The 16,995-nt window shown below is 69.1% G+C and carries 16 protein-coding genes and 1 pseudogene; 8 read left to right on the top strand and 9 right to left on the bottom strand.

Annotation, left to right across the window (positions count from 1 at the left end; genetic code table 11):
* Window positions 1-207, top strand: a pseudogene (locus VF522_RS05395) (esterase); the annotation flags it as partial.
* A gap of 45 nt (window positions 208-252) precedes the next feature.
* Here the strand turns inward: VF522_RS05395 and VF522_RS05390 are convergent.
* Window positions 253-705, bottom strand: coding sequence for a hypothetical protein (locus tag VF522_RS05390; RefSeq protein ID WP_330907206.1), 453 nt, complete (start codon window positions 703-705; stop codon window positions 253-255).
* A gap of 447 nt (window positions 706-1,152) precedes the next feature.
* Here VF522_RS05390 and VF522_RS05385 point away from each other — a divergent pair, with 447 nt between their 5' ends.
* Complete coding sequence (locus VF522_RS05385) at window positions 1,153-1,596, top strand: helix-turn-helix transcriptional regulator (protein WP_330907205.1); 444 nt, start codon at window positions 1,153-1,155, stop codon at window positions 1,594-1,596.
* 51 nt (window positions 1,597-1,647) lie between these two features.
* Entirely contained in the window at window positions 1,648-1,932 is a 285-nt protein-coding gene (locus VF522_RS05380) for a hypothetical protein (protein WP_330907204.1), read from the top strand.
* Here VF522_RS05380 and VF522_RS05375 read toward each other — a convergent pair.
* The gene (locus tag VF522_RS05375; protein WP_330907203.1) at window positions 1,922-2,815 is read right to left on the bottom strand and encodes a LysR family transcriptional regulator; all 894 of its coding nucleotides are present in this window, start codon (window positions 2,813-2,815) and stop codon (window positions 1,922-1,924) included. The two genes, VF522_RS05380 and VF522_RS05375, sit on opposite strands and share 11 nt — an antisense overlap.
* Before the next feature lie 130 nt (window positions 2,816-2,945).
* Here VF522_RS05375 and VF522_RS05370 point away from each other — a divergent pair, with 130 nt between their 5' ends.
* From VF522_RS05370 to VF522_RS05355, 4 genes are read left to right on the top strand one after another with little or no spacing between them, the layout of a single operon-like run.
* Window positions 2,946-5,099 carry an indolepyruvate ferredoxin oxidoreductase subunit alpha gene (locus VF522_RS05370; RefSeq protein WP_330907202.1) on the top strand — a complete coding sequence of 718 codons (2,154 nt, stop codon included), beginning with the start codon at window positions 2,946-2,948 and terminating at the stop codon, window positions 5,097-5,099.
* Complete coding sequence (locus VF522_RS05365; RefSeq protein WP_330907201.1) at window positions 5,096-6,718, top strand: indolepyruvate oxidoreductase subunit beta family protein; 1,623 nt, start codon at window positions 5,096-5,098, stop codon at window positions 6,716-6,718. The genes VF522_RS05370 and VF522_RS05365 overlap by 4 nt, the downstream gene beginning before the upstream one ends.
* Before the next feature lie 35 nt (window positions 6,719-6,753).
* Window positions 6,754-7,746 (top strand): tripartite tricarboxylate transporter substrate binding protein, encoded by a 993-nt coding sequence (locus VF522_RS05360; protein WP_330907200.1) that lies wholly within the window; start codon window positions 6,754-6,756, stop codon window positions 7,744-7,746.
* Complete coding sequence (locus VF522_RS05355; protein ID WP_330907199.1) at window positions 7,746-8,162, top strand: acyl-CoA thioesterase; 417 nt, start codon at window positions 7,746-7,748, stop codon at window positions 8,160-8,162. Before VF522_RS05360 ends, VF522_RS05355 begins: the two co-directional genes overlap by 1 nt.
* 438 nt (window positions 8,163-8,600) lie before the next feature.
* Here the strand turns inward: VF522_RS05355 and VF522_RS05350 are convergent, their stop codons facing one another.
* The 4 genes from VF522_RS05350 to VF522_RS05335 all read right to left on the bottom strand — a co-directional run bounded on the left by VF522_RS05350 (window position 8,601) and on the right by VF522_RS05335 (window position 12,437).
* Window positions 8,601-9,167, bottom strand: coding sequence for an isochorismatase family cysteine hydrolase (locus VF522_RS05350; RefSeq protein WP_330907198.1), 567 nt, complete (start codon window positions 9,165-9,167; stop codon window positions 8,601-8,603).
* Window positions 9,168-9,236: 69 nt separating this feature from the next.
* Window positions 9,237-10,193 (bottom strand): tripartite tricarboxylate transporter substrate binding protein, encoded by a 957-nt coding sequence (locus VF522_RS05345; protein ID WP_330907197.1) that lies wholly within the window; start codon window positions 10,191-10,193, stop codon window positions 9,237-9,239.
* Between the two features lie 34 nt (window positions 10,194-10,227).
* Window positions 10,228-11,298: a tartrate dehydrogenase gene (locus VF522_RS05340; protein WP_330907196.1), complete on the bottom strand. Its 1,071-nt coding sequence runs from the start codon at window positions 11,296-11,298 to the stop codon at window positions 10,228-10,230.
* Between the two features lie 98 nt (window positions 11,299-11,396).
* The gene (locus VF522_RS05335; RefSeq protein WP_330907195.1) at window positions 11,397-12,437 is read right to left on the bottom strand and encodes a hypothetical protein; all 1,041 of its coding nucleotides are present in this window, start codon (window positions 12,435-12,437) and stop codon (window positions 11,397-11,399) included.
* Window positions 12,438-12,537: 100 nt separating this feature from the next.
* Between VF522_RS05335 and VF522_RS05330 the strand changes: the two genes are divergently transcribed.
* A complete protein-coding gene (locus VF522_RS05330; protein ID WP_330907194.1) occupies window positions 12,538-13,446 on the top strand; it encodes a LysR family transcriptional regulator in 909 nt (302 codons plus the stop codon).
* Here the strand turns inward: VF522_RS05330 and VF522_RS05325 are convergent, their stop codons facing one another.
* From VF522_RS05325 to xdhC, 3 genes are all read right to left on the bottom strand, one after another.
* Window positions 13,447-14,763 carry a glycerate kinase gene (locus tag VF522_RS05325; protein ID WP_330907193.1) on the bottom strand — a complete coding sequence of 439 codons (1,317 nt, stop codon included), beginning with the start codon at window positions 14,761-14,763 and terminating at the stop codon, window positions 13,447-13,449.
* 58 nt (window positions 14,764-14,821) lie between these two features.
* Window positions 14,822-16,021: a urate hydroxylase PuuD gene (locus tag VF522_RS05320; RefSeq protein WP_330907192.1), complete on the bottom strand. Its 1,200-nt coding sequence runs from the start codon at window positions 16,019-16,021 to the stop codon at window positions 14,822-14,824.
* A 124-nt stretch (window positions 16,022-16,145) separates the two neighbouring features.
* Window positions 16,146-16,949 carry a xanthine dehydrogenase accessory protein XdhC gene (xdhC, locus tag VF522_RS05315; RefSeq protein ID WP_330907191.1) on the bottom strand — a complete coding sequence of 268 codons (804 nt, stop codon included), beginning with the start codon at window positions 16,947-16,949 and terminating at the stop codon, window positions 16,146-16,148.
* Window positions 16,950-16,995: the final 46 nt, after the last annotated feature.

Raw genomic sequence — 16,995 nt, 5'->3', positions numbered from 1 at the left:
GATGAACTGACGCACCGCGCGCCGGACGGCGTGCGGCTGCACTTCATCCACGGCGATGCGGATCCGGTGATCGCGGTGCAGCATGCGCGGGACGCGGCCAGGCAGCTGCAGGGACTTGGCGCCGAAGTGACTCTCGATGTGGTCCCCGGACTCGCGCATGGCATCGATCGCCGGGCCGCGGACTTGCTGCTGCAGCGATTGGCGTGACTCGTAAGGTGGGCAAGCGGAGCTTGCCCACCCTACGGGGAAGCTTCAGCCGATCGTGACGACGCGCGCGTCGGGAACGTGCGCGAACGGGTCGTAGCCGCGAAGGCCTTCACGCAGCGCGGGTTCATGCTCCTGCGCGAGCTGCAGCTGCATGCGCGCATCCGCCGCCCCCATCGCATCGAGCAGCGCCTCGTGGAAGCGCAGCAGCACCGGCACGGCATACGGGTGGTGCGCATGCGGATCGTCCATCACCGACCAGGAGATCACGAGGCTGCCGCCGGGGGTCTGTGCCGGCAGCGCGTGCGGCGGGAACAGGTGGCGGTAGGCCTGCCAGAACACCGTGCGCACGGGGTCCAGCGTGCCGGCGTCCGTGTCCGGCCGTGGCGTCATGGGCGCCTGGCCGTCGCGCGCGTCGTCGCTGCCGGCCGCGCACACGGTCATCCAGGAGGACGTCGTCCCCGGACGAATGTGGCTGCTGCTGGTCGGTTTGGCATCCATGGCCCTCTCCTGCGGAGCGCGAATGGTAGGGGTGGCCCCTGCGGCCGCGTGTAGGACGGCGCCCACAAAGCGTTCCGCGAGTTCGCGGACGGCCGGGACCGTGCGCGAAGTCACAACCGCAGGGCGACCTTTTCCAGCAAAGCCGGCCCATCCAGCGAGAGATCGAAGGCACCACCCAGACCGCGTCACGCGGACGACGGTCCGGCCCGTTGCCGGCATAACGCGAATCCAATCCCATGCAAGCGATGCCGCGGTCCGCCAGCGGCGCGATCGGGTCATGCTCCATGGAGTTGCCGGCGGAGTGCGTCGATGACGGCGAACCGAAGATCGGGCATGCGCCCATCGTGTCCTCCGGCAAAACCCCGTGCGCGACTATGATGGGGGGAGGGAGCACATTTAAGCCGGCGCCAAAAGTTGTATCGCCGATCCGGAACCAACCGCCTGAGCATGCCCAATATCGCCGCCGTCCTGAAGGACGAGATCGCCCGCATCGCCCGCAAGGAAGTGCGCGCGCAGACCGAAGACTTCAAGAAATCCTCCGCGCAGTACCGCGCGCACATCGCCGCGCTGCGCCGCCGGATCGACGACCTGGAGCGCCAGCTCAAGCGTGCGGGCAAGGTTGCCGCGCGCGACAACCCGGCGCCGGCCGAGGAGGACGATGCGTCCACGCCCCGCCGTTTCAGCGCCACGCGCCTGGCGTCGCAGCGCCAGAAGCTGGGCCTGTCGGCGGCGGACTTCGCCACCCTGCTCGGCGTGTCGGGCCAGTCCGTCTACAAGTGGGAACACGGCGAGTCGCGCCCGCGCAGCAAGCAGCTCGAAGCGATCGCGGAACTGCGCGGCATCGGCAAGCGCGAAGCTGCCGCGCGCCTGGCGAAATTGCAGGACAGCTAGACCCGCCGCGCTCCGACAGAATTTCCGGCGCGGCAGCACCATGCTTGCAGCATGGACGCGCCGAAAGTGGAGCTCTCCCGCACCGAGCTCGATTTCCTGCACCGGCTGCTGCTCGAGATGCAGCAGCGGCTGGATGCGTCCGGCGAGTGCCAGACCGACACTGTCTCGGCCATCGAACTGGCCCTCGCGCTGCTGCGCTGGGACGGCGCCGCGCCGCCGGCGTTCGACGCGCAACTGGGCCTTGGCGCCGCGGTCGAGACGAAGCTCGGACTCGATGCGATGTGCGCCTACCGCCAGTGGCGCACCGAGCGGCGCAAGGCGCCCGTCACTCCCTGAACAACTCCCCGATCACGCCCCGCAGCCAGCGGTTGCCCGGATCGGCCTCGAAGCGCCGGCTCCAGTGCAGCGACACGACGAAGTCGCGCGCGGGAAACGCCGGTTCCACGATCGCATAAGCACCTTCGAAACTGCGCGCGATGTTGCGCGGCAGGATGGCCGCGAGGTCGGTGGCGCGCACGATGGCCGGCAGCACCATGAAGTGTTCGGTGACCAGCCGCAGCCGGTCCTCCAGCTGCGCCTGCTGCACGATGCGCAGCGTGTCGGCGTGCGAGCGAACGGCCACGAATTCCAGCTCGCGCAGGCCGGCGATGAGCGCGGCCCCGTTGCGCCGCTTGCGGGTGAAGGGATGGCCCTTGCGCAGCAGCACCACGTAGCGGTCTTCCAGCAGCTTCAGGCGCTGCGTCTCCTTCACCGTCGGCAGGAAGCCGAAGGCGAAGTCGATGCGGCCCCCATCGAGCGCTTCGGTGATCTGCACGCGCGGCAGCGGACGCGTCTCCAGGCGCACGCCGGGCGCGCGCTCGCGCAGGGCGACCATCAGCTCCGGCAGGAAGCGGCCCTCGCCGATGTCGCTCATGTGGATGTGGAAGGTGCGCCGCGACAGCGCCGGCTCGAAACCCGCCGTCTCGCCCAGCGCCTGTTCCAGCGTCGCGAGCGCCTGCCGCACCGGATGCGCGAGGCGCTGCGCCTTGGGCGTGGGCTGCACCCCGCCGGCGCTGCGCATGAACAGCGGGTCGTGCACCAGCGTGCGCAGGCGGCTGAGGCCCTGGCTGGCCGCGGGCTGCGTCAGGTCCAGCAGCTCCGCCGCGCGGCTCACGTTGCGCGTGCGGTAGACCGCGTCGAAGAGGCGCAGCAGGTTGAGGTCGACGTCCTTGATATGCATGGCGCGATGAGTCCCGCGCCGATTATCGGCTGGCGAGATGCATCCAATGCATACCGCTTAGTCGCTTCATTGGATTGAGCTCCGCGAGGCAATGCCGGACACTGCGTCCTTCGCTGTCGGAGGCCAGGCTTTGGAAGTTTCATTCGGCAAGGAGATCGAGTCGCTGCGCCTGGGCGCGGGCGACACGTTCCACGGCGAGGGCATCCTCGCGATCACCAAGGCGCTGCTGCAATCGGGCGTCGCCTACATCGGCGGCTACCAGGGCGCGCCGGTGTCCCACCTGCTCGACGTGATGGTGCAGGCCAGGGGCTACATGGACGAGCTCGGCGTGCACGTGGAGGCCTGCTCCAACGAAGCGTCGGCCGCCGCGATGCTCGGCGCGTCCATCCACTACCCGCTGCGCGGCGCGGTCACCTGGAAGTCGATCGTCGGCACCAACGTGGCGGCCGACGCGCTCTCCAACCTCTCCTCGCCCGGGGTGACCGGCGGCGCGCTGATCGTCGTCGGCGAAGACTACGGCGAGGGCGCTTCGGTGATCCAGGAACGCACCCATGCCTTCGCGCTGAAGTCCAGCATGTGCCTGCTGGACCCGCGGCCCGATCTCGCCGTGATGACGCGCATGGTGGAGGAAGGCTTCCGGCTCTCGGAAAGCTCCAACATGCCGGCGATCCTGGAGCTGCGCATCCGCGCCTGCCACGTGCGCGGCAGCTTCGAAGCGAAGGACAACGTCAAGCCGCCGGTCTCGACGCGCGCATTGATGGAGAATCCGGCCGGCTTCGACTACATGAAGCTGGCGCACCCGCCGGTGACATTCCGCCACGAGAAGCTGAAGAACGAGCAGCGCATCCCGGCAGCGCGCAAGTACATCGTGGAACAGGAGATCAACGAGCTGTTCGACGGCAAGCACGAGGACCTCGGCATCATCGTTCAGGGCGGCATCTACAACGCCCTGGTCCGCAGCCTGCAGCAGCTCGGTCTCGCCGATGCCTTCGGCTCCACCGACATCCCGATCCTCTGCCTGAACGTCACCTATCCGCTGGTGCCGGAACAGGTCGCGGACTTCTGCACCGGCAAGCGCGCGGTGCTGGTGGTGGAGGAAGGCCAGCCCGAATTCATCGAGCAGGAGATCGCCACGCTGCTGCGCCGGCGGGACATCCAGACCCGGCTGCACGGCAAGGACCTGCTGCCATCGGGCGGCGAGTACACGGTGGAAGTCGTCTCCAACGGGCTGGTGCATTTCGCGAGCAGCTACCTGCCGGGAGGAGGCACCGAGGATGCGCGCCACTGGCTGGCGGCCACCACCGATCGCCGCCAGGCCGTGGCCGCGGCACTGGACCAGCCGCTGCCGGCGCGCCCACCCGGCTTCTGCATCGGCTGCCCGGAGCGCCCGGTGTTCTCGGCGCTCAAGCTCGCGCAGCAGCAGATCGGCAACGTGCATGTGGCCGCCGACATCGGCTGCCATGCCTTCGGCACCTTCGAGCCCTTCTCCATGGGCCACTCCATCCTGGGCTACGGCATGTCGCTCGCCTCGCGCGCCGGCGTCTCGCCGATGATGCAGAAGCGCACGCTGGCGATCATGGGCGACGGCGGCTTCTGGCACAACGGCCTGCTCACCGGCGTGCAGAGCGCCCTGTTCAACGGCGACGACGCGGTGCTGCTGATCTTCAAGAACGGCTACACGTCCGCCACCGGCACGCAGGAGTTCATCTCCACGCCCAAGGAAGCGGCGAAGAACGCCGCGGCGGACAAGGGCCAGAGCCTGGTGCACACCGACCGGACGATCGAGTCGGCGCTGAAGGGCCTGGGCGTGCAGTGGATGCGCACGGTCACGAGCTACGACGTCGAGAAGATGCGCGCCACGCTCACCGACGCCTTCACCAGCGACTTCGACGGCCTGAAGGTGATCGTGGCGGAGGGCGAGTGCCAGCTGGAACGCCAGCGGCGCGTCAAGCCTTGGATCGAGTCGCTGCTGAAGAAGGCCGAACGCGTGGTGCGCGTGAAGTACGGCGTCGACGAAGACGTCTGCAATGGCGACCACGCCTGCATCCGGCTCTCCGGCTGTCCCACGCTCACGATCAAGGACAACCCGGATCCGCTGAAGGTCGACCCGGTCGCGACCGTGATCGACGGCTGCGTGGGCTGCGGCCTGTGCGGTGCCAACGCCCACGCGGCGACGCTGTGCCCCAGCTTCTATCGCGCCGAAGTCGTGCAGAACCCGAAGTGGCACGAGCGCCTGTTCCACACTTTCCGCAGCGCGATCGTCCGCGCCTTGCAGCCCGCATGAAGCACCAATCGATCTCCCTCCTGGTCTGCGCCCTCGGCGGCGAAGGCGGCGGCGTTCTCACCGAGTGGCTGGTCGAGACGGCGCGCCATGCCGGCTACCCGGCGCAAGCGACGTCGATCCCCGGCGTTGCGCAGCGCACCGGCGCGACGACCTACTATCTCGAAGTCTTTCTGGTGCCGTTCGGCGAACTGGCCGGCAAGAAGCCGGTGTTCAGCCTGAACCCGGTGCCCGGCGCGCTCGACGCGATGGTGTCCTCCGAACTGCTGGAGACCACGCGCCAGATCGGCAACGGCATGGCGTCGCCGGAGCGCACGCTGGTGATCACCTCCTCGGCCCGCACGCTCACGACGCAGGAACGCATGCAGCTGGGCGACGGCCGCACGGATTCCGCCAGCCTGCTGAAGGTCGTGCAGCAGTTCAGCCGCGCGCACCAGGTGTTCGACATGGGTGCGGTCGCGAAGGAATGCGGCACGGTCGTGAGCGCGGTGATGCTCGGTGCGATCGCGGGAAGCGGGCTGTTTCCGTTCCAGCGCGAGGATTACGAGGCGGTGGTGAAGGCCGGCGGCAAGGGGGCGGAGGCGAGTCTGCGCGGGTTCGCCAAGGCTTACGAGATCACCAGCCATGCACGTCACCAGCGCGCCTACGTCGAACAACTCGTAGGGTGGGCGCCGCGTGCGGTGCCCACCGGTTCGGCCGCGACGGTGGGCAAGGCAGGCCTTGCCCTCCCTACGGGTGGGATGCCGGCCCAGGTGGAAGAGATGTTCGCGCTGGGATACCAGCGCCTCCTCGACTACCAGGGCCAAGCCTATGCCGACCTGTACGTGCAGCGCCTGCAGTCCATATTGCAGGCCGAACGCGATGCCGACCCGCAAGGCACGCACGGCTTTGCCACGACGAGGGAAATGGCGCGCTGGCTCGCCCTCTGGATGGCGTTCGACGACATCGTGCGCGTGGCGGACCTGAAGAGCCGCGCCTCGCGCTGGACGCGCGTGCAGGGCGAGGTGAAGGCCGGCGAGGCCGACCTGCTGAAGCTGTACGACCACTTCAAGCCCGGCGTGCCCGAGTTCGCGGCGCTGCTGCCGGCCTCGCTCGCCGGCAAGCTGGTCGCCTGGGACCGCAGGCGCGCCGCGCGCGGCCTGCAGCCCTGGGCCCTGCCGCTGAAGATCGGCACGCACAGCGTCTTCGGCATGCTGGCGCTGCGCACGCTTGCTTCGATGAAGTGGCTGCGCGCGCGCGGCAGCCGCTTCGCCGCCGAACAGGACATGATCGAAAAGTGGCTGCAGGGCGTGGTGCAGGGCACGCGGCGCGACTGGCAACTGGGCCAGGAGATCGCCCTGTGCGGCCGCCTGATCAAGGGCTACGGTTCCACCAACGAGCGCGGCAAGGAGAACCTGCTGCACGTGCTGGACCACCTGGCGCATGGAGGCCGTGGCGAAGAAGCCGCGAAAGCGGTACGCGCGGCGCGCGAGGCGGCACTGGCCGACGATGCCGGCAAGGCGCTCGACGCCACGCTGGTGCAGCACGGCGCGCCGCCGCGACCGGTGAAGGCGGTGCCGATCCGCTGGGCGCGCAAGCCGCGCGGCCTGCCCGACGAGGCGCCGCACGCGAAGGTGCACTGAACCCCTTACGACGATCCAGACCCGAAGGAGACGACATGACAAGGAAACGCATCCCCTCGCCGCTGCGTCGCGGCCTCGTCGCTGCGGCGCTCGCCGCGGCCGCCCTGCCAGGCGTCGCATTCGCCCAGGCGTTCCCGAACAAGCCGGTGCGCTTCATCGTGAGCTTCCCGCCCGGCGGCGCCGCCGACCAGATCGCGCGCGCCGTCTCCGAGCCGCTGTCCCACGCGCTGGGCCAGCCGGTGATCGTGGAGAACCGCGCCGGCGCCAACGGCAACATCGCCGGCGACTACGTCTCCAAGCAGCCGGCCGACGGCTACACGCTGCTCATGAGCTCGGGCGGCACGGTGTCGATCAACCCGCACCTGTACACGAAAATGCCCTTCGATCCGGTGAAGGACCTGGTGCCGGTGGCGGCCGCTGCGCGCGTGCTGGTGTACCTGGAAGTGAACCCGCAGAAGCTTCCGGTGAAGGACGCGCAGGAGTTCATCGCCTACCTGAAGGCGAATCCCGGCAAGCTCTCCTTCGGCACGCCCGGCAACGGCAGCTCGCCGCACCTGGCCGCCGAGATGATGAAGGCGCAGGCCAACGTCTTCGCGACGCACATCCCCTACCGCGGCGCCGCGCCGGCCATGCAGGACCTGCTGGGCGGCCAGGTCGATTTCATGTTCGATCCCGGCATCGGCCTGCAGCACGTGAAGTCCGGCAAGCTCAAGCTGCTGGCGATCGGCAGCCCCAAGCGCACGCCGCAGTTCCCGGACGTGCCGACGCTGGACGAGATCGGCCTGAAGGACTTCGACGCCGACACCTGGTTCGGCTTCTACGCGCCCGGCGGCACGCCGCAGCCGGCGATCGCGAAGCTGAATGCGGAGATCAACAAGGTCCTGCGCAGCCCCGCCTTCGTCGAGCGCATGAACGCGATCGGGGCCATCCCCGCGCCGATGAGCCCGCAGGACTTCGCCGCCCGCGCGCAGGTCGACAGCGTGCGCTACGGCGCCCTGATCCGCGCCCGCAACATCAAGGGTGATTGATGCGCGAGGTCGTCTACACGGTGCGCGTGGAGTTCGGCGACTGCGACCCCGCGCGCATCGTCTGGTTCCCCAACTTCTTCCGCTGGATCGACGCGGCCTCGCGGCACTTCTTCGTCGAGTGCGGCGTGCCGCCGTGGCACGAAACGGAGAAGACGCTGGGCATCATCGGCACGCCGCTGGTGGACACGCATGCGAGCTTCAGGAAGACGGCAAGCTACGGCGACGTGCTGCGCATCCACACCAGCATCGCGGAGTGGCGCGGCAAGAGCTTCGTGCAGCGCTATCGCGTCACGCGCGGCGACGACGTGATCATGGAATGCGACGAGGTGCGGATCTTCGCGGCGCGCAGGGAAGGCGATCCGACGGGGATCCGGGCGGTCCCTGCTCCCGAAGAGATCAGGAAGCTTTGCGGATGATCGTCGTCCTCGCGCAGGCGGGGACCCAGGGCGCCTGGCCTTTCTCCCTCTCCCCTCTGGAGAGAGGGCTGGGGTGAGGGGCAGGTCCGGCGCGCGCCGCGGCAGGCGGTGCGCGCTCTGCTTGATCGACCAGGTCATGATCCCTGTAGGGTGGGCAAGCTTCGCTTGCCCACCATGACGGCCCACGGGGAAATAGTGGGCAAGCGAGCTTGCCCACCCTACGCCAGGACCCATGGCGGTGGTGATGGCAACGGACCGATGCGCCACTGACCTGCCCTGCTGCCAGCCCCCGTGCGGGCGGGGGCTGGCAGCGGCGCGATGCGAAAAGGCGGAAAAAAAGCGGCGCAGCCGCTTCAAGGGCAGAAAGCCCGGGGTCCCCGCCTGCGCGGGGATGACGAAGACACCCCGGGGATGACGAAGACACCCCGGGGATGACGATCAGGCGCGATGTGCCCGCGACGACCGCACGTCGCACTTCAACACGTCCTTCATGTACGCCAGGCTCGCCGCCTTCGCCCTGGGCGTCTCCGCCGCCGTGCAGTCCGCCGGCACCCACACGCCCTCGTAGCCGCGCAGGAAGGCATCCGCCGCCGTCATCTGCACGCACATGTCGGTGGCGAGCCCCGCGAGGATCAGCTCCTTCGCGCCCATGTCCTTCAACAGCAGTTCCAGCGCGGAACAGAAGAACGCGGAGTGGCGCGGCTTCAGCAGGGTGATGTCGCGCGGACGCGGCGCGATCAGGCGCGCGATCTCGCCGCTGATGTCCTCGCGCGCGCGGCATTCGGCCACGAGGTCGTCGAAGTCGGATTGCCACACGCCGTAGTTGTCGTTGGCATAGACCACGGCCACCTTCTGCGCCGACAGCCGATCGCGCAGGCGCAGCGTCGCGCGGGCGGCCACCAGCGCCGGACCGGCGAGCTTCTCCGCCCCGGGGAAATTCAGCGGGTTGATGTAGTCGATCAGGACCAGGACGCGCGGGCTGCGCGGGACCTTCGCGGGCTGCATGGCGGTGCGCAAAAGAAAACGGCGCCCATCGTAGGGCGCCGTCCGGCGAGGCCGTGTAGGAAGCGGGCGTTACTTCTTGCCCAGGCCCATGCGGGCCGCGCCTTCCGTGTACAGCTTCGACTTTTCCGCCATGAACTTGTCCATCTCCTCGACGCCGAAGTTCACCAGCTCGAAGCCGTTCTTGGCCGCCAGTTCCTTCATCTCGGCATCGTTGTTCAGCGCGCGCCACAGGTCGGACAGCTTCTTCCTGTCGGCCGCCGACGTGGACTTCGGCACGCCGACGCCGCGGTAGGCGCCGTCCACCCAGTCGACACCCAGCTCCTTGAAGGTGGGCACGTCGGGCATCAGCGGATGGCGCTTCTCCATCGCGACGGCGATCGGGCGGACGCCCTTGTCCTTGTTGGCGATCGCGAAAGGCACGTAGGTCATCGCGCCGTCGACCTGGCCGCCCAGCACCGAGGTCGCCATGTCACCCGTGCCCTTGAACGGCACGTACAGCGTCTTGATGCCGAAGGCGGCGTCGAGGCGCTCGTGCGCCGCGTGGTTCGCCGAGTACTGGCCGGAACCGGCGAGGCTGAACTTGCCCGGGTCCTTCTTGGCCGCGGCGACGAAGTCCTTGAAGTCCTTGATCGGGCTCTTGGCGTTGACCACCAGGATGTCCGGCGTGAAGTGGAACCAGAACACCGGCGTGATGTCGGCGGTCTTGTACTGCACGTCGCCCTGGATCGGCTGGAAGACGATGTGCGGCAGGTTGACGCCGACGACGTTGGTGCCGTCGCCCGGGAGCTGGTTGATCTGCGTCCACATCAGCGCACCGCCGGCACCGGCCTTGTACTGGACGATGGTCTCGATGTTCGGGCACTTCTTCTTCAGCACCAGCTGCTGGTGGCGCGCCGAGAGGTCGGACTCGCCGCCCGGCGGGAAGGCCTGCCAGTAGTTGACGTTCTTGTCGGGGCAGTGGACGGCTTGCGCCATCGCCACGGGGGCGAGCAGCGCGAGGGCGAAAGTGGAAAGGATGCGTTTCATCGGTTTGTCTCCTTGCATTGTTTTTCTCACGGAATCAACGGTTCTTCAACCGGGCAATCACCGCAGAAGTAACGTCTACCGTCTTCGCCTTGCCGCCCAGGTCGCCCGTGTGCAGCCTGGGATCGGCGGTGACCTCCTCGATCGCCTTCATCAGGCGGCCGGCGGCTTCCTTCTCGCCCAGGTGCTCCAGCAGCATCACGCAGCTCCAGAAGGTGCCCACCGGGTTGGCCAGGCCCTTGCCCATGATGTCGAAGGCGGAGCCGTGGATCGGCTCGAACATGCTGGGATAGCGGCGCTCGGGGTCGACGTTGCCGGTGGGCGCGATGCCCAGGCTGCCGGCCAGCGCGGCGGCCAGGTCGCTCAGGATGTCGGCGTGCAGGTTGGTCGCCACCAGCGTGTCGAGCGAGGCGGGACGGTTCACCATGCGCGCGGTGCAGGCGTCGACCAGTTCCTTGTCCCACTTGACGTCCGGGAATTCCTGGCTGACCTTCACCGCGATCTCGTCCCACATCACCATCGCATGGCGCTGCGCATTGGACTTGGTGACGACGGTCAATTGCTTGCGCGGACGCGACTGCGCCAGCTTGAAGGCGAAGCGCATGATGCGCTCGACGCCGGCACGGGTCATCATGCTCACGTCGGTGGCCACTTCGATCGGGTGGCCCTGGTGGGCGCGGCCGCCGACGCCGGCGTATTCGCCCTCGGAGTTCTCGCGCACGATCACCCAGTCGAGGTCCTTGGGCGTGCAGCGCTTCAGCGGCGCGTCGATGCCGGGCAGGATGCGGGTGGGCCGCACGTTGGCGTACTGGTCGAAGCCCTGGCAGATCTTCAGCCGCAGGCCCCACAGCGTGATGTGGTCGGGGATGTGCGGGTCGCCGGCGGAGCCGAAGAGGATGGCGTCCTTGTCGCGCAGCGCCTCGAGGCCGTCGTCCGGCATCATCTTGCCGTGCGCGCGGTACCAGTCGCCGCCCCAGCCGAAGCTGGTGAACTCGAACTTGAACTGCGCACCGCTCGCGGCAAGCGCCTCCAGCACTTCCTGGCCGGCGGGGATGACTTCCTTGCCGATGCCGTCGCCGGGGATGCAGGCGATCTTGTAGGTCTTCATGGCGTGTCCTTTCACCCGCGACTGTAGACCCGTCGCGGGGAAAAGGACGCACCGTGATTCAAGGCATTGTCAACCCTGGGCTCAACAATCCCTGGAACTCAGATCGCGCGGTTGAGGTCGATTTCCAGGCCGGCGGCCTTCATGTCGCGGGCCAGCAGCAGCTTCCACAGGCCGGCCGCGTCGAACTCGTGGCGCGGCATCGATTCCACGCCGGCGGCGGTGCCGGACTTGGACGTGCCGAGGAAGCACAGCCGGTTGCGGCCGATGCAGCCAAGCAGGAAGCCGATCTGCAGCGGCGTGATGTTGGCGCCCTCGCCCGCCAGCACGATCGCGTACTCGGCGCCGCGCGCGGACTCCAGCACCTCGAGTGCCGCCGCGTCGCCCGTCGCCTTGGTCGTCGAGTGCAGCGCCGACGTCATCCCGATCTGCGCGACGAAGTTGGAAACCGCCTGCGCGCTCTTGGTGTCGGCCGTGGCGCAGACGATGGCGATGCTGCGCTTCTGCGCGGGGGTGCTGGAGGTCATCGAACTCGTTGTGGTTGTCGGAGCGGGTGCGGGCGTGGGTGCCGGAGTCGGCGCGGGCGTGGGGGCAGGCGTCGGCGCCGGAGTGGGTGCCGGAGTAGGGGCAGGCGTCGGCGCCGGAGTGGGCGCCGGAGTAGGGGCGGGGGTCGGCGCCGGAGTGGGCGCCGGCGTGGGGGCAGGCGTCGGCGCCGGAGTGGGCGCGGGAGTGGGCGCAGGCGTCGGCGCCGGGGTCGCGGCAGGCGCCGGCGCACCGCCGCCCTTCATCCGCGCCGTGAGCTCCTTGCTCACCCCTTCCAGTTTCCCGACCGCTTGCTCGATCGCGAGCTGGAGCAGATCGTGGAATTCCTCCATCGTGTAACGCTCGCCGAAGGTGGAGTCCAGCTCCGAGTCGAGCGGCGCGACCTGCTGCTTGCGGTATTCCGGCGAGGCGAAGCCCCCCAGCGCGTCGGCCAGCGCGCCGTTGATCTTCTTCTGCATGCCTTCCAGCCGCGTGTCCCACCGGTCCTGGATGCCGGAGATGTCCGCGTTGCGCAACTCCCGCACCGTGCGGGTGATCTTCTCGATCGATTTCTCGATGGCCGCGCGGTCTTCGGGACCCCCGCTCTTGCCGTTGGACATGGAACTCTCCTCGAAGCACCGAATTTAACCGCAGGCGGGCCGCCTGCCTGTCGCGCGGCGCAGACACGCGAGAATGCGGGCTCCTCCCGAACGACCCCGCATGAGCGCCCCGCCCTCCTCGTCCTCCGAGATGCAGTTCTTCAGCGACCTGGTCCGCTGCGGCAGCCTGTCCGCCGCCGCCCGCGAGCTGCAGGTGAGCACGGCGGCCGTCAGCAAGCGCCTGGCCCAGCTCGAGGCCCGGCTGGGCGTGCCGCTGCTCCATCGCACCACGCGGCGGATCAGCGTGACGGCCGAGGGCGAGACCTACCTGCAACACGCCCGCCGCATCCTGGCCGAGATCGAGGCGGCGGAGAGCGAGCTGCGCGGCACGCGCATGGAGCCCAAGGGCCTGTTGCGCGTGAACGCCACGCTCGGCTTCGGCCGGATGCACGTGGCGCCGCTCATTGCCGGCTTCGCGCGCAAGCACCCGCAGGTGGAGATCCAGCTGCAGCTGTCGGTGAACCCGCCGCCGCTGGCCGAGGACGCCTTCGACGTCTGCGTTCGTTTCGGCGAACCGCCCGACGCACGCGTGATGGCGCGCCTGCTGGCGCCCAACCGCCGGCTGCTGTGCGCCGCGCCGGCCTACCTCGCGAAGCACGGCACGCCCAGGCAGCCGCACGAACTCGCGCAGCACAGCGTGATCGGCATCCGCCAGGGCGACGAAGCCTACGGCGTGTGGCGCCTTCGCTCCGGCAAGCGCACCGAAACGGTGAAAGTCCGCGGCCACCTGAGCACCAACGACGGCGAGATCGCGGTCAACTGGGCCCTGGGCGGCCTCGGCATCGTGCTGCGCGCGGAATGGGACGTCGCCCGGTACCTGCGCAGCGGGCGGCTCAAGGAGGTGCTGGAGAATTGGCAGGCGCCGCCGGCGGACATCTATGCGGTGTATCCGGTGCGGCACCAGGGCGCGGCGCGGGTGCGGGCTTTCGTGGAGCACCTGGCGGCGCATTTCGCCAAGGAATCGCTCTGATCACAGCACCAGGATCGCCCGGAAGTCGTTCACGTTCGTATGCGTCGGCCCGGTGACCACCAGATCGCCCAGCGACTGGAAGTAGCCGTAGGCGTCGTTGCGCGACAGATACCCGTCGATCTTCATCCCCTGCGCCAGCGCGCGCTGCAGCGTGTCCGGGGCCACGAACGCTCCGGCGTTCTCTTCCATCCCGTCGATGCCGTCGGTATCCGCCGCCAGCGCCCACACGCCGGACTGGCCCTGCAGCGCCTGCGCCAGGCCCATGCAGAACTCGCCGGCCCGGCCGCCGCGGCCGCGCGGCGTGCTTTCGGGCTGCTTGCGCACCGTGACCGTCGTCTCGCCGCCGGACAGGATCACGCAAGGACGCAGGAAAGGCTCGCCGCGCTGCGCCACCGCGCGGGCGAGCGCGGCCTGCACCTTGCCCACTTCGCGCGATTCGCCTTCCATCTCGTCGCTGAGGATGTGCGCGTCCAGCCCCGCCGCGCGAGCCGCCGCGGCGGCCGCTTCCAGCGACTGCTGCGGCGTGGCGATCATGTGCACCGGCTGGCCGTCGAACACCGGGTCGCCCGGCTTGGGCGTCTCCAGCGCGCCCTGCTCCAGCAGGCTCATGATCGCGCCCGGCACCTCGATGCCGTAGCGCTGCAGGATCGCCACGGCGTCGGCGCAGCTCGTCGCATCGGGCACCGTGGGACCGCTGGCGATCACCGAAGGATCGTCGCCCGGCACGTCGCTGATGGTGAGCGTCACGACACGCGCCGGCGCGCAGGCGGCGGCGAGCCGCCCGCCCTTGATGCGCGAGAGGTGCTTGCGCACGCAGTTCATCTCGGTGATGTTGGCGCCGGAATTCAGCAGCTCACGGTTGATGCGCTGCTTCTCCTCCAGCGTGAGGCCTTCGGCGGGCAGCGTCAGCAAGGCGGAGCCGCCGCCGGAGATGAGGCACAGCACGAGGTCGTCGCTCGTGAGCCCGTGCGTCAGCGCGAGGATGCGTTCGGCGGCCTTCAGGCCCGCGGCGTCGGGCACCGGATGCGAAGCCTCGACCACCTCGATGCGCCGCGGCAGGCCGGCCGGCCGCGGCGGCGTGTGGTGGTAGCGCGTGACGACGAGGCCGGACAGGGGCGCGTCCTTGGGCCACAGCGCCTCGACCGCCTGCGCCATCGCGCCGCCGGCCTTGCCGGCGCCCAGCACCAGCGTGCGGCCTTTCGGCGGCGACGGCAGGAAGGCCGCCGTGTTGTGCAGCGGCAGCGCGCGGTGCACCGCCGCGCGGTAAAGATGCTCGAGGAAGGCGCGCGGCTGGGCGCGGGGATCGGGGGCGTTCATCGGGGTCTCCTGCACCCGATTGTGACGGCTCCGGCGCAACGCCCCGGCGCGCCCCGCTTCAAGGCTGCGGCGCACCCGCGGCGAACCACTTGCCCAGCAGCGCGCGCTCCGCATCCGTCATCTGCGTCGCATTGTTGAGCGGCATGGTCCTGGCCACCACGGCCTGCTGGTAGACGGCCAGCCCGTGCTGCCGCACGCCTTCGGGCGTGTCGAGCCGCACGTTCTTCATCTGAACCTGCGCGCCGTGGCACTGGTAGCAGCGCTGCTCCAGCACCTTCTGCACCGCGGCGAAATCCGCCGGCGCGGCGGCCACCTTCGCCGCTTCGCCCGGCGCCGGCGTGAGCCACACCATGGTCGCCGCGATCGCCGCGACGCCGGCCAGCGCATAACCGGCCGGATGCCCGTTGCGCCCCAGCTTCCAGCCGTGCCGCATCACGAAGAACTGCCGCACCGCGGCGCCCGCGAACATCATCAGGATCAGCACCAGCCAATTGAGCTTGTGCGTGTAGAGGAAGCCGTAGTGGTTGGACAGCATCGCGAACAGCACCGGCAGCGTGAAGTAGGTGTTGTGCACGCTGCGCTGCTTGCCGCGCTGGCCGTGGATCGGATCGACCGGCTGGCCGGCCTTGATCGCCGCCACCACCTTCTTCTGGCCGGGGATGATCCAGAAGAACACGTTGGCGCTCATCGCCGTGGCGATCATCGCGCCCACCAGCAGGAAGGCAGCGCGCCCGGCGAACCAGTGGCAGGCGAGCCAGGAAGCGACGCACACCAGCAGCAGCACCAGCACGCCGACGATCGCTTCGCCGTTCTTCCTCTGCCCGAAGACCTGGCAGATCGCGTCGTACAGCACCCAGAACACCACCAGGAAGCACAGCGCCACCGCGACCGCGGCGCCCGGCGACCAGTTCATGAGCGAGCGGTCGATCAGGTAGCTGCCCGCGTTCCAGATGTAGGTGACGGTGAACAGCGCGAAGCCCGAGAGCCAGGTGGAATAGCTCTCCCAGAAGAACCAGTGCAGGTGCGGCGGCAGCTGCGGCGGCTGCACCGCGTACTTCACCGGGTGGTAGAAGCCGCCGCCGTGCACGGCCCAGAGCTCGCCGGTGACGCCCTCGTCGCGCAGCTTCGGATCGGACGGCGGCGTGAGGCTGCTGTCGAGGAAGACGAAGTAGAAGGAGGAGCCGACCCACGCGATCGCGGTGATCACGTGCAGCCACCGCAGCAGCAGGTTGGCCCAGTCGAGAAGATAGCTTTCCATGGCTGTCTGTCCGTCAAGGACCTGCTCACCACCGCGGGCGCTCTGAGCAGAGGAGGGTCGCGCTATTCCGGGAGCCGGGGCGCCGCTGCGACCTGTGGACGGCAGTGTATACAGTTCGCCGGATTCAGGGAAGCGGCGCCTGCAGCAACTGTGCGGCGACCGCGACGGCGATCACCTCGGGCTCCTTGCCCTCGATGCCCGGCACGCCGATCGGGCAGGTGACCTGCGCCAGTTCCTGCTCGTGGAAGCCGCGCTCTTCCAGACGATGGCGGAAGGTCGCCCACTTGGTCTTGCTGCCGATCAGGCCGACGTAGGGCAGGTCGCCGCGCTCGCGCAGGCGCTTCAGGCAGGCGGCCACGATGTCGAGGTCTTCGGCGTGGCTGAAGCTCATGATCAGCACGCGCGACTGCGGCGCGAGGTCGGCCACCGCGGCCTGCACCGGATCGGAATGCTCGCAGCTCACGTTGTCCGGCACCTGCTCCGGGAAGATCTCGTCGCGGCTGTCGATCCAGTTCACCGCGAAGGGCAGCGTCCCCAGCAGGTTCACCAGCGCCTTGCCGACGTGCCCGCCGCCGAACAGGGCCACCGGCGTGCCGCCCGCGCGCAAGCGCGCGGCAAGCGTCGACGCATCGGCGGCAGTGAGCCGCTGGTACCGCAGGTGCACGACGCCGCCGCAGCATTGCCCCAGCGAAGGACCGAGCGGGTAGCGCTGCACCGCCTCGCCGCTGCCGCCCGCGAGGCGCCGGCGTGCTTCCTCGATCGCCTGCAGTTCGAGATGTCCGCCGCCAACGGTCGCCACCACTCGTCCGGCGAAAACGGCCATCCATGCGCCTGCCTCGCGGGGCACGGAGCCGCGCGTGCTATCAACGGTCACCAGGACGGCGTCTTCCACCGCCAACCGTTGCGTGACTTCTTTGATGGCCAGCATTCTTTACAGTGCAGCGAAACGCAAGGACAGCGAACGATCGGTAACG

The sequence above is a fragment of the Ramlibacter sp. genome, assembly GCF_036383835.1.
GTDB lineage: Bacteria > Pseudomonadota > Gammaproteobacteria > Burkholderiales > Burkholderiaceae_C > Ramlibacter.
This window is presented reverse-complemented; position numbering and strand designations above follow the sequence as displayed.